A 12,283-nucleotide genomic window follows, 5' to 3' on the forward strand; every position below is an offset into this window, starting at 1 on the left:
AGGCGACGGCTGAGAATGGATACAGAAGTGTATCCGATACATATGTGTATCCTACGGTGAGTCGGCGAAACGAACCTGTGCGCCGCGTGTGAAGGTGAGGGCATGACGATCCCCGTGACGAAGCGGCGCGAGAACACCCGTGCTCGTCTGCTGGAAGCCGCGTCCCAGCTGTTCGCCGAAGTGGGCCTCGAGGGCGCCAGCGTCGAGGCCATCTGCGAACGCGCGGGGTTCACCCGCGGGGCGTTCTACTCCAACTTCGAGAGCAAGGACGAACTGTTCCTGCAGCTCGCTTCGGCCGTCGCCGAGCAGCGCCTGGCGACGGTGCGCGGTCGCATCGACGAGTTCGTCGCCTCCGGGGTGCTCACTGGAGACGCCGATCCGATCGAACTCGTGCAGCGGATCATGGACTCCGGCATCGACGATCGCCTCGGCGTGCTGATGATGAGCGAGATCCGCATCCACGCGCTGCGCGACGAGAGCTTCGGCGCGGCCTACCGCGCCCAGGATCAGGCGATGATCGCCAGCATCGAGGAGATCATCCAGGGCATCGTCGACTCCGGGCTCTTCGCCCTGCGCATCGGCGTGCCTCAGGCTGCTCAGATGCTGATGGTCCAGTGGGAGGGCTGCATGGCGCGAGCCGCAGTCTCCGGCTATGACGGGGAGAGGCTGCATCGGGCCGGAGCCGAGGCGCTCGGCCAGCTGGTCCAGCTCATCATCGCACCGGCTGACAGCTGATCGACCAGCCGTATCGGCCTGGCGGCCGCGATCGTCGCTCAGGCCTCGGATGCCGCCATCGTCGCTCAGGCCTCGGATGCCGCGATCGTCGCTCAGACCTCGGATGCCGCCAGCAGCGCGTGACAGCGCTCGAGACGAGCCGTCCACCAGTCGCGGCGATCAGCGGGCGCCGACAGTCGATCCAGCGCTGTGGTGTCGGGGGTCACCCGCTCCGCGGAGAGATATCCGCCCGCGGGCCGCGCCTCCGCGACGTCGTCGGCGAAGAGTGACGCCGTGCCGAGACCGCAGTCGTACTCGAGCTCTGGAAGGGCGGCTGCGAGCGCCGCGCCCTGCGACAGCCCGATCGCGGTGTCGAGAGCGCTCGAGATCACGGCGGGCAGCCCGGCTTCCGCGACGATCGCCAGGGCCCTGCTGATACCGCCGAGCGGCTGCGCCTTGATCACGAGCAGGTCCGCCGCACCCGCGCGCGCGACGGCGAGGGGGTCGTCCGCCTTGCGCACGCTCTCGTCGGCGGCGATCGGAATGCCCTTGTGCTTGACCCGGTACCGCAGTTCGGCGAGCTCCGGGACGCTCGCGCACGGCTGCTCCGCGTACTCCAGGTCGAACTCGCCCATCGCGTGGATCGCGTGCTCGGCCTCATCGACGTTCCAGCCGCCGTTCGCGTCGATGCGGATGCGGCCTTCCGGGCCCATGGCCTCGCGCACAGCGCGCACGCGGGCGACGTCATCGGCCAGCACCTGACCGCGTTCGGCCACCTTGACCTTGGCGGTGCGGCATCCGTCGAACCGGGCCAGCACGTCGGGCACCCTGGCCGCGGCGACGGCGGGCACGGTCGCGTTCACGGGGATCCGATCGCGCAGGGGCGCGGGCTGCTCGTTCCAGGCGAAGTCGATCGCGGCCTGCAGCCAGGTCGCGGCCTCGGCATCCGCGTACTCCGTGAAGGGGGAGAACTCGGCCCACCCCTGCGGTCCCTGCAACAGCAGGGCCTCGCGCACGTCCACCCCTCGGAAGCGCGTGTGCATCGGCAGCGAGACGACGCGAGCGGTGGCGATCAGGTCTGCGAGCGCGGGGAGCATGCGTCCATCATGCCCCGGCGGTCGCTCGCCGCAGAGCAATGCAGGACGGATGCGTTTCTGAAGGATGGTCCGGGCCGGATCGTCCTTCAGACGTGCGATCGTCCTTCAGAGTCCGGCCGTCAGGCCAGTCGCTTCTGCAACTCGCCCAGCCGGCCGGTCACCTCGAAGCCCAGGCGGGCGTTGACGGCCAGCATGTGCTCGTTCGACTCGGCGTTGTACGTGTGGATCGCAGGCGCCTCAGGGGAGTGCCGTTGCAGCATCCGCAGGTTCTCGAGCTTCACTCGCAGTCCGAGCCGATGACCGCGATGCTCGCGGCGCACGAGCGTTCCCCACTGATACGCGTTGCCGTCCTCGCTCGAGACGACGACCTGGGTGTAGGCGGCGATGCGTCCGTCGGGAGCCAGGGCGATCGTGCCGAACGACGTGCGCCCCTGGCGACCCTGCAGCGCCTCATCGGCGCGGAAGTCGTCGACCTCGGCGGATGCGGTTTCGATGTCGAGCCGGCCGGTCGGCGCCTCGGTGTCGAGCAGCGCGTCCAGCGCAGCCCACTCCGCGACGAACTCCTCGGGCACCGGGCCGACCCAGCTGCGAAGGGTGTAGCCGGCTGCCGGCGCCTCGGCCAGCAACTCGTCGATGATCTCGCCGGCGACGGGAAGCCGGAGCCGGTTCTGCAGATCGCCCAGGGCGAGGTCGTAGCCGTGGCGGCGGGCGAACTCGCGGCCTGGTGCGCCGGCGCCGTCGGGGGTCGCGGACGCCGGCCAGGACGTCTCGGCCCGAAGTGTGCGCCGACCGGCATCCGCCGCCGCGGCCTCGACGTGCGCGAGCAGGGCCGACCCGACGCCCCCACGCCGATGCGCTCGGGGCACTGTGACTCCGATCGACGCGGAATGGCGATTGTCCTTCTGCGGAAGCGCCAGCGAAGCCGAGCCGACGACGACACCGTCTCTCCGCGCGAGGTAGGCGCGCCGCTCCATCGTCGCGGAGGCCTGCTGCAGCTCTGCTCGTGCCTCCTCGCGTGACCAGATCAGCGCGTTCTCGCCCATGTCGTCTCGTCGGGCGGCGGCGTAGGCGTCCCACCAAGCGTCGAACTCGCGGGAGTCGGCCGGGTCGATGCGCGCGATCTCAGGGGCGGTCATGCTCTCATCCTGCACTGGGCGAGAGGGCTCGCGCTGAACAACGATGTGCGCTTGACTATAGTGTGCGAGACACAATATAGTTTCGTGCATGAACGAGACCGATTTCGATGGCCACCTGCAGGAACTGCGGCGTGGCACCATCGTGCTCGCCAGCCTGCAGCTGCTGCGCGTTCCCGGCTACGGATACAGCCTGCTCGAGCAGCTGGCGTCCGCGGGCTTCCCGACCGACGCGAACACGCTGTACCCGCTGCTGCGCAGGCTCGAGAAGCAGGGCTACCTCGACAGCGAATGGAACACGGAAGAGGCGCGCCCGCGCAAGTTCTACCGCACCTCCGAGGCAGGGATCCGCCTCGCCGCCACCATGACCCAGGAGGTCGCGGCCATCGCCGCCGCGACCGCCGCACTCCGTGAAGAGGAGAACTGACATGACCGCCACCCTGACCGACCGCTACATCGCCGCGACCGTCAAGAGCCTTCCGCCTGAGCTGCAGCCGGAGGTGCGCGACGAGTTGCAGGCGTCGATCGCGGATGCCGTCGAGGCCCGCACACACCAGGGGGAGCCGCAGGAAGCAGCCGAACGGGCCGTGCTGACCGACCTCGGCGACCCCGGCATCCTCGCCGCGGGCTACGCCGATCGCCCGCTGCACCTGATCGGCCCGAAGTACTTCCTCACCTGGTGGCGACTGCTCAAGCTGCTGATCGCGATCGTGCCCGCCTGCGCGTTCGCAGGCGTCGCGATCGCGCAGGCGATAGGCGGGGCGGGCGTCGGACAGATCATCGGGCAGGGCATCGCCGTCGCCCTCTCCGTCGTCGTGCACATCGCCTTCTGGACGACGCTGGTGTTCTTCGTGCTGGAGCGGACCGGCGCCGACACCGGTGTGCGGTGGAGCGTCGACCAGCTGCCCGAGCAGCAGCAGCCCGGCACAGGGCGCGCGGACCTCATCGCGTCGCTGGTGATGCTCGCGATCTTCGCGGGAGCGCTGCTCTGGGACCGTTTCCGCGGATTCGTGCCGACGGAAGGCGAACCGATCTCGATGATCAACCCCGGCCTGTGGCCATGGGGGATCGGTGCGCTGTTCGTGCTGATGGCCGCCGAAGCGGCGGTCGCGATGGCGGTGCACGCCCGTGGCCGATGGACGAGCGCGCTCGCCTGGATCAACGCCGCCGTCGCGGTGTGCGTGTTGAGCCTCGGTCTCACTGCGCTGGGCCGCGGCGTGCTGTTCAACCCCGAGTTCGTCGACGTCGCCATAACCGGCAACGGAGTCAACAGTGATGCCGGCGCCGTGCTGGTCGCGCTCACCGGGATCGGAATCGCAGGAGTCTGCGCCTGGGATGCGATCGACGGCTTCCTGAAAGCCCGTCGCGCACGGCTGCGCGGCTGAACGAGCCACCAGAACGCACAGGGACGGCGGTACGTTGGTGCGATGAGCACCGCGGCCGCCGTCCTCGCCGATCTGCGTTCCGTCGCCGATCCCGGCGCACACCCGAATCGGCACTACGGCGGTGACGGGGGAGTGCTCGGGGTGCGGATGGGAACGGTCTTCGACATCGCGAAGACGCACAGCCGGATGCCGCTCGACGAGGTGGAGCGGCTGCTCGACGAGCACGACTACGAGCCGCGCCTGGCGGCGTTCTGCGTGCTGGACTTCCAGGTGCGCCCTCCGCGGGTGACGGATGCGGAGCGCGAGGAGCGGTACGAGCTGTACCTGCGACGACACGACAGCATCGACTCCTGGGACATGGTCGACCGCTCCGCTCCGCGAGTGGTGGGCATGTTCCTGCGCGACCGCTCCCGGCAGCCGCTCTTCGAACTCGCCGCCGCATACGACCCGCTGCGCCGCCGCACGGCGATGACGGCACCGCTGGCGTACACCCGTCCACCGCACGCCGATGGCATCGCCGATCTGCTGCGGCTGGCCGAGCTTCTCGCCGACGATCGCGACCCTCTCGTCGCGAAGCCGGTCGGCATTGCGCTCAAACACGCCGGAGCCGCGGCGCCTGACGCCGTGCGCGGCTTCTTGGACAGGATGGGTGATCGGCTGGCGCCATCCGTCCGGCGTGAGGCGAGGGCGAAGCTGCCGGAATAGGCTGGGTGCCGTGACCGACGACTTCATCTCCGACCTCTTCGACTCTGCGGAATGGACCCTCGCGTTAGGCGCCGAGTCCTACACCGACATCACCGCGCACGTCTCCCGCGACGGCGGCGTCGCACGCATCGCCTTCGACCGGCCCGAGGTTCGCAACGCGTTCCGGCCGCACACGGTCGACGAGCTGTACCGGGCGCTCGATGTCGCCCGTCAGGACCCGCGGATCGGAGCGGTGCTGCTCACCGGCAACGGACCCAGCCCGAAGGACGGCGGCTGGGCGTTCTGCTCCGGCGGCGACCAGCGCATCCGGGGCCGCGACGGCTACAAGTACTCCGACGACGCGACGTCCGTGCAGGATCCGGCGCGCGCGGGTCGCCTGCACATCCTCGAGGTGCAGCGCCTCATCAGATTCATGCCCAAGGTCGTCATCGCCGTCGTCCCGGGGTGGGCGGCCGGCGGCGGTCATTCGCTTCACGTCGTCTGCGACCTCACGATCGCCAGCGCCGAGCACGGACGCTTCAAGCAGACGGATGCTGATGTGGGCAGCTTCGACGCCGGCTACGGCTCGGCGTACATGGCGCGCCAGACCGGACAGAAGTTCGCTCGCGAGGTGTTCTTCCTCGCCGAGGAGTACTCGGCGCAACGGGCCTACGAGATGGGCGCCGTCAACCGGGTCGTGCTGCACGCCGAGCTCGAGCGTGAGGCCCTGCGCATGGCGCGCACGGTGCTGACGAAGTCGCCGACCGCGATCCGGATGCTGAAGTTCGCCTTCAACGCCGTCGACGACGGGATGGTGGGCCAGCAGGTCTTCGCCGGTGAGGCGACCCGCCTGGCGTACGGGACGGATGAGGCCGTGGAGGGCCGCGACTCCTTCCTCGAGAAGCGCGAACCCGACTGGTCGCCGTTCCCGTACCACTTCTGAACGGCTCAGCGGGAGGGAGCGCGATGCGACTGCATCCGGTCGACGGCGGCGACCCGCGCGCCGTTCGCGACGCCCTGCCGGCGGCGTTGGCGGGCACGCACCCGCTCGCGCTGGGCTTCGCCCCCGACACCGACGTCGAAGTGCCCGAGGGCACCGCCGTGGTCATCGCCACCTCCGGCTCGAGCGGCGTGCCGAAACGCGTCGTGCTGAGCGCGGCTGCGTTGAGCGCGAGCGCCGAGGCGACTGCGGCCCGTATCGGGTCGGGACGATGGATGCTGGCTCTGCCTGCCGGCTACGTGGCCGGCCTGCAGGTCCTCGTTCGCTCGCTCGTGGCAGGAACAGAGCCGATCCTGCTCGGGGGACGGTTCAGTGCCGACGCCTTCGTCGAGGCGACCAGGCGTGCCGGCGTCGACGACGTGTACATCTCGCTCGTTCCCGCACAGCTGGCGACGCTCATCGATGCGGCCGACGACGCGCAGGTGCTCGCGGCGCTGCGAGCGCACAGGGCGATCCTGGTGGGCGGGCAGGCGCTCTCCGACGGCATCCGGATGCGCGCCGCCGACCTGCGGATCCCGCTGGTGCACACGTACGGCTCCAGCGAGACGAGCGGCGGTTGCGTGTACGACGGCATCCCGCTGGACGGCGTGCGGGTCGGGCAGGTCGACGACGAGCTGCGGATCAGCGGACCCATGCTCGCCGACGGCTACCTCGACGATCCGGCGCTGACCGCGCGCGTCTTCGAGACCGACGCGCGCGGCACGCGGTGGTATCGCACGGGCGACCGCGGATTCATCCTCGACGGCGTCGTCGAGGTGCACGGGCGGCTCGACAACGTCATCGTGTCGGGAGGGATCAACATCTCGCTCGATCGCGTGGAGCGCATCGTGCGCGGTGTTCCCGGCCTCGAGCAGGCCGTCGTGCTGGGCATGCCGGACGAGCGCTGGGGTGAGGCGTCGATCATCTTCGTCGCACGGACGCGTGGGGAACCCGAGGACATGCTCGAAGAGGCGCGGTCCCGCGTCGCCGCCGAGATCGGCCGGCACGCTCGTCCGGTGCAGCTGGAGGTCGCTCCCGAGTTGCCGATGCTGGCATCCGGGAAGCCGGATCGCGAGCTGCTGCGACGGATGATCCACGACGTGCCTCCTCCCGCCTGATCCTGTCCGGCCGGTCGCGGCTGAGATACTGGCGCGATGGCCGTCTACACGCACGGGCACCACGACTCGGTGCTTCGCTCCCACAACGTCCGCACCGTGTCGAACTCGGCGGACTACCTCGCCGGACATCTCACCGCCGGCATGCACCTGCTCGACATCGGTGCCGGCCCCGGGACCATCACCGCCGACTTCGCGACCCGCGTGGCTCGCGTCACCGCGACCGAGATCGACGAAGCGGCACTGAGCCTCTCGCGCGCGCTCGCCGCCGAACGGGCCGCCGAGAACATCGACTTCTCCGTCGAGGACGTGCACGCGCTGAGCTTCACCGACGACAGTTTCGACGTCGTGCACGCACATCAGGTGCTGCAGCATGTCGGCGACCCGGTCCAGGCACTGCGCGAGATGCGCCGCGTCGCGAGACCCGGCGGCATCGTCGCTGCCCGCGACGCCGACTACGCGGGGTTCATCTGGTTCCCGCTGCTGCCCGAGCTCGACGAGTGGCTGGGGCTGTACCGGGCTGCGGCGCGCGCGAACGGCGGAGAGCCCGATGCCGGGCGGCGGCTGCTGTCATGGGCGAGAGCGGCGGGCTTCACCGAGATCACCGCCACCGCATCCTCCTGGTGCTACGCGGCGCCGGAGGAGCGGGAGTGGTGGGGCGGGATGTGGGCCGACCGCATCCTCGAATCGGCGCTCGCCGGTCAGCTCGTGCGAGACGGGTTCGCGACTCGTGAACAGCTGCAGCGCATCAGCGACGCGTGGCGTGCGTGGGCCGACGACGGCGACGGCTGGTATCTGATCCCGCACGGTGAGATCCTCTGCCGCGCCTGAAGAAGGCTCTGCCTGCGCGGATACATCTTCCGAGGGACGCGGGCGCCGCGTCGCGTCCCGTAGCGTGAAGGTGTGATCCGCACCGTCTCCCGAACCTGGCTGGCGTTCGACATCGTCGGCAGCGTCATCGGCCTGCTGATCACGCTGCCGCTGTCGTTCGCCTTCGTCGCCGGGCCGCTCAGTGTCTGGCTGCCGTCGGCGCCGACCACCTACGCGCTGCACGTGCTCATCGGCGCCGCGATGTGGGCAGCCGCCGCGATCAGCCGGCTGGCGCCAGGCCTCGCCCTCGTCGTCGCGTGGGTGGCAGCGATCCTGCAGATGGCGTGCGGGTTCCCACCCGTGCCGTTCGACATCGCGGTGTTCTCGGTGCTCTTCGGCACGGCCGCGTGGGGTTCGCGCCGCCTGCTCTGGCTGGGCGGCGCATCCGCAGTGCTCGGCGGCGTGATCGCGGGGCTGTACATCGCGCTGCTGCAGTTCGACGAATCCGTGACCACCCCCGCCCCGGCCGCTGACGGGATGCGGCTCGTGCTGCTCGCGGTGGCCATGGGCACGAGCATCGTGTTCGCCCTCGTCATCGCCTGGGGCGCCGGGCTGCTGTGGCGCGTGGTGCGGCACGGCAGGCAGACCCGTGAAGCGCAGCTGCGCGCAGAGGCGATCGCCGCCGAAGAGCAGGAGCGGGTGCGCATCGCCCGCGACATGCACGACATCGTCGCGCACTCGCTGGCGGTCGTGATCGCCCAGTCGGACGGCGCCCGCTACGCCGCCGCCGCGAAGCCCGAGCTCGCGCAGGAGGCGCTCGGCACGATCGCGCAGACTGCGCGCGCCGCGCTGTCGGATGTGCGGATGCTGCTCACCCAGCTGCGTCACAGGCAGGGCGACGGCCCCCAGCCGACCCTCGCCGACCTGGAGACCCTGTTCGCGCAGGTGCGCCAGGCCGGGATCGAGCTGCGCGTCACCGTCGACCCGATGCCGCCGGGCGAGCCGCCGGGGGCGATCCAGCTGGCCGTCTACCGCATCCTGCAGGAGGCGCTCACCAACGCCCTTCGACACGGCGAGGGCGGTGTGGACGTCAGGCTCTCCTGGTGGCCGGAGCGCGTCGACATCGGGGTGCGCAACCGCATCCGCCGCCCACAGGCCACCGGACCGGGCGGCGGACACGGGCTGGTCGGAATGCGCGAGAGAGCACAGCTCGCGGGCGGTACGCTCGAAGCCGTGCGCGGAACGGGACAGGACGACGGCTGGTTCGTCGTCAGTGCGACCCTCCCGATCGGCACACCGTCGCAATCCGGCTCCGCCGGCGCTCGCTCAGGAACCGGAGATGCAGGATGATCCGCGTCGTGCTCGTCGACGATCAGGCGCTGTTCCGCGCGGGCGTGCGGATGCTCGTGGCGTCGCAGCAGGACATGGATGTCGTGGGCGAGGCGGGCGACGGGCGCGAGGCGATCGACGTCGTCGCGCAGACCCGCCCTGATGTCGTGCTGATGGACATCCGCATGCCGGTGATGGACGGCCTCACCGCGACCGCTCAGATCCTGGCGCGACCGGACGCTCCCCGCATCGTGATGCTCACCACCTTCGACCTCGACGAGTCGGCGGCCAGGGCGATTCAGCAGGGCGCAAGCGGGTTCCTGCTCAAGGACGCCGACCCCGAGTTCCTGCTCGCCGCGATCCGCACGGTGCACGCGGGGTCGAGCGTGATCGCGGCTTCCGCCACGCGGGAGCTGTTCGCGCACTTCACGTCCGAGACGAAGCCCGTGCCCCCGCAGTACTCCGACCTCACCGACCGCGAGCGGGAGATTTTCGCCCTGGCCGCCCGTGGGCTGTCGAACTCCGAGATCGCGGCGCGTGAGTACCTCAGTGAGGCGACCGTGAAGACGCACATCAGCCGCATCCTCACCAAGCTCGCGCTGCGCGACCGGGTGCAGCTGGTGGTGTTCGCCTTCGAGCACGGACTCGCCTGAGCGGATCATCCTCTGGGTGTACGAGGATGCATCGCCCGGTCGATGTGCGGGCATGGGCGCCGGAAATAGCGTCGAAGGCATGGAGATCACGACTTCGGACCTCGGGCTCGCAGCCCGCGTCCAGCACCTCACCAGGAGCTACGGCGCCGGCGACGCGGGCGTTCGCGCCCTCGACGACGTCAGCGTCGGCATCCGCCGCGGCCAGTTCACCGCGATCATGGGCCCCTCCGGATCGGGCAAGTCGACGCTCATGCACATCATGGCAGGCCTTGACGCGCCCACCGAAGGGCGGGTGTGGATCGGAGACACCGAGATCACCGGTCTCGGCGACGTCGAGATGACTGTGCTGCGTCGCCGACGCGTCGGCTTCATCTTCCAGGCGTTCAACCTCGTACCCACACTCGATGTGGTCGGCAACATCCTGCTGCCCTTCGAACTCGACGGCCGTCGCCCCTCGGCGATCGAGCGGGCCCGCATCGACGGGCTCATCGAGACGCTCGGCCTCGGCGCACGCCTCCGCCACCGTCCGCATCAGCTGTCAGGCGGGCAGCAGCAGCGGGTGGCGATCGCCCGCGCACTGGCCACCGCGCCCGATCTCGTGTTCGCCGACGAGCCCACCGGCAACCTCGACTCGGCCACCGGCCGAGAGGTGCTGCAGCTGCTCGCGACGGCCAGTCGCGAGCACGGTCAGTCGATCGCGATGGTCACGCACGACGCGATCGCCGCGAGCCACGCCGACCGGGTGCTGTTCCTCGGCGATGGACGCATCACCGCCGACCACCCCCAGCAGACCGCCGAGCAGATCTCGTCGTACATGCTGGCCGCGGAGGTGGCGGCGTGAGCGCCGCGACGTCCGCGCCGGCCGCGGTCGCGACGGCAGCACTCGACGGACCGAGTACCCCGCGGCTCGGATGGCTGCGCGAGAGGGGCATGGGAGCCAGCATCCTGGTGTCGGCGCTCGCCGCAGCGTTCGGGGTCGTGCTCGTCGAGGTGACGGTCTACATCGGGGCGCTGCTCAAGGCCGACCCGTTCATCGGCGACAGCGAGACGCTGGCGATCGTCGTCGCGATCCTGTCGGTGCTGCTCACAGGCGTCGCCATGTACGTCGCTGCCATTGTCACCGCCAACACCTTCTCGACGATCATCGCCGGGCGCACCAGGCGCATCGCACTGTTGCGCCTGATCGGAGCATCGGCCCGCTCGCAGCGGGCGGAGGTCACGGGACAGGGCTTCGTCGTCGGCCTGATCGGCGCGCTCATCGGACTGCTGGTCGGCCTCGCCCTGTCAGCGGGCGGGATGCTCGCGGGTGAACGTCTGCTCGGCCCGACGCCGGGGACCTTCACGCTGGTGCAGCCCGCGGTCGTACTGCCGGTCGCCGGTGTGGCGCTGACCACATGGCTGGCGGCCTGGATCGGCTCGCGCAGAGTGCTCTCGGTGACGCCGCTGCAGGCGCTCGGCGGCTCTGTCGAGCGCAGTCGCGAGGAGGTCGCCGCACGGGGCGGCCGTCACATCGGGGCACTGGTGCTGCTCATCGCAGGACTCGCGCTGCTCGCCGGAGGCATCGTCGTCGGCCTCATCACGCCGCTCGGCGTCGTCGTCGCGTTCTTCGGCGGTGTGCTGTCGTTCACCGGCCTCACGACCGGAGCGGCGCTCGTCATGCCGCCGGTCCTTCGGCTGGTCGGACGCATGTTCGGACGCGGGGCGACCGCCCGGCTGGCGGCCGAGAACGCCCTGCGCTATCCGGAGCGCTCGAGTCGCATGGCGATCGGCGTGGTGATGGGCGTGACGCTGGTGACGATGTTCGCCGTCGCCCTCGAGTCCACCAAGGCGCTGATGGGGCGACAGGCCGATGAGGAGGTGCTGCAGGACTCCTTCGCCGTGCTCGATGCCTTCGCCTCGGTGATGATGGTGCTCGTCGCCGTGTCGGCGGTGATCGCCGCAGTCGGGCTGGTCAATCTGCTCACCATCGGCGTCGTGCAGCGTACCCGCGAGCTGGGGCTGCTGCGCGCGATCGGCCTCACCGGTCCGCAGGTGCGTCGCATGGTGCTGCTCGAGGCCGTGCACATCACGGTCGCCGCCACCCTGACGGGACTCGTGCTCGGCGTCGCCTACGGCTGGGCTGCGGCGCAGTCGCTGCTCGGATCGGTGCCGGTGCTGCCCGACTTCGAGCCGGCGGGCCTGGTGTACCCCGCAGTGCCGTGGGCCCCAGTCGCGATCATCGTGGTCGCGACGGCACTGCTGACCGTCATCGCCGCCGTCACCCCGACGCGCCTCGCCACCCGGGTGGCGCCGGTGGAGGCGCTCGCCGCGGACTGAGTCATCCCGCGTGCCACCATCGAACCCGCGCGCCACCATCCAAGCCGCGCAGGTTGCGTGGTGGCGCG

General features: G+C 70.4%; 13 protein-coding genes. 11 read left to right on the top strand and 2 right to left on the bottom strand.

All coding sequences use genetic code 11. The features are described 5' to 3' along the window. Window positions 1–102: 102 nt before the first annotated feature. Window positions 103–735, top strand: coding sequence for a TetR/AcrR family transcriptional regulator (locus RIN43_RS03900; RefSeq protein ID WP_309127570.1), 633 nt, complete (start codon window positions 103–105; stop codon window positions 733–735). Between the two features lie 92 nt (window positions 736–827). Here RIN43_RS03900 and RIN43_RS03905 read toward each other — a convergent pair whose 3' ends face one another. Then, a complete protein-coding gene (locus RIN43_RS03905; RefSeq protein WP_309127571.1) occupies window positions 828–1,811 on the bottom strand; it encodes an o-succinylbenzoate synthase in 984 nt (327 codons plus the stop codon). Window positions 1,812–1,930: 119 nt separating this feature from the next. Continuing rightward, window positions 1,931–2,947 (bottom strand): GNAT family N-acetyltransferase, encoded by a 1,017-nt coding sequence (locus RIN43_RS03910; protein WP_309127572.1) that lies wholly within the window; start codon window positions 2,945–2,947, stop codon window positions 1,931–1,933. Between the two features lie 88 nt (window positions 2,948–3,035). Between RIN43_RS03910 and RIN43_RS03915 the strand changes: the two genes are divergently transcribed. The 10 genes from RIN43_RS03915 (at window position 3,036) to RIN43_RS03960 (ending at window position 12,215) form a co-directional block, all read left to right on the top strand. Continuing rightward, window positions 3,036–3,371, top strand: a complete 336-nt coding sequence (locus RIN43_RS03915) for a helix-turn-helix transcriptional regulator (protein ID WP_309127573.1) — start codon at window positions 3,036–3,038, stop codon at window positions 3,369–3,371. A 1-nt stretch (window position 3,372) separates the two neighbouring features. Next, window positions 3,373–4,329, top strand: a complete 957-nt coding sequence (locus RIN43_RS03920; RefSeq protein WP_309127574.1) for a permease prefix domain 1-containing protein — start codon at window positions 3,373–3,375, stop codon at window positions 4,327–4,329. Window positions 4,330–4,371: 42 nt separating this feature from the next. Next, window positions 4,372–5,034: a DNA alkylation repair protein gene (locus RIN43_RS03925; protein ID WP_309127575.1), complete on the top strand. Its 663-nt coding sequence runs from the start codon at window positions 4,372–4,374 to the stop codon at window positions 5,032–5,034. A gap of 10 nt (window positions 5,035–5,044) precedes the next feature. After that, entirely contained in the window at window positions 5,045–5,956 is a 912-nt protein-coding gene (locus tag RIN43_RS03930; RefSeq protein WP_309127576.1) for a 1,4-dihydroxy-2-naphthoyl-CoA synthase, read from the top strand. 23 nt (window positions 5,957–5,979) lie between these two features. After that, the gene (locus RIN43_RS03935; RefSeq protein WP_309127577.1) at window positions 5,980–7,110 is read left to right on the top strand and encodes an AMP-binding protein; all 1,131 of its coding nucleotides are present in this window, start codon (window positions 5,980–5,982) and stop codon (window positions 7,108–7,110) included. Between the two features lie 36 nt (window positions 7,111–7,146). Continuing rightward, complete coding sequence (locus tag RIN43_RS03940; protein ID WP_309127578.1) at window positions 7,147–7,938, top strand: class I SAM-dependent methyltransferase; 792 nt, start codon at window positions 7,147–7,149, stop codon at window positions 7,936–7,938. Between the two features lie 72 nt (window positions 7,939–8,010). Then, complete coding sequence (locus tag RIN43_RS03945; RefSeq protein ID WP_309127579.1) at window positions 8,011–9,267, top strand: histidine kinase; 1,257 nt, start codon at window positions 8,011–8,013, stop codon at window positions 9,265–9,267. Next, on the top strand, window positions 9,264–9,899 hold the full coding sequence (locus RIN43_RS03950) for a response regulator transcription factor (protein ID WP_309127580.1): 636 nt from the start codon (window positions 9,264–9,266) through the stop codon (window positions 9,897–9,899). The genes RIN43_RS03945 and RIN43_RS03950 overlap by 4 nt, the downstream gene beginning before the upstream one ends. Window positions 9,900–9,978: 79 nt before the next feature. Beyond that, a complete protein-coding gene (locus RIN43_RS03955; RefSeq protein ID WP_309127581.1) occupies window positions 9,979–10,740 on the top strand; it encodes an ABC transporter ATP-binding protein in 762 nt (253 codons plus the stop codon). Next, window positions 10,737–12,215: an ABC transporter permease gene (locus RIN43_RS03960; RefSeq protein ID WP_309127582.1), complete on the top strand. Its 1,479-nt coding sequence runs from the start codon at window positions 10,737–10,739 to the stop codon at window positions 12,213–12,215. The genes RIN43_RS03955 and RIN43_RS03960 overlap by 4 nt, the downstream gene beginning before the upstream one ends. Window positions 12,216–12,283: the final 68 nt, after the last annotated feature.

Origin of the sequence: Microbacterium sp., assembly GCF_031178445.1 — a bacterium.
GTDB lineage: Bacteria > Actinomycetota > Actinomycetes > Actinomycetales > Microbacteriaceae > Microbacterium.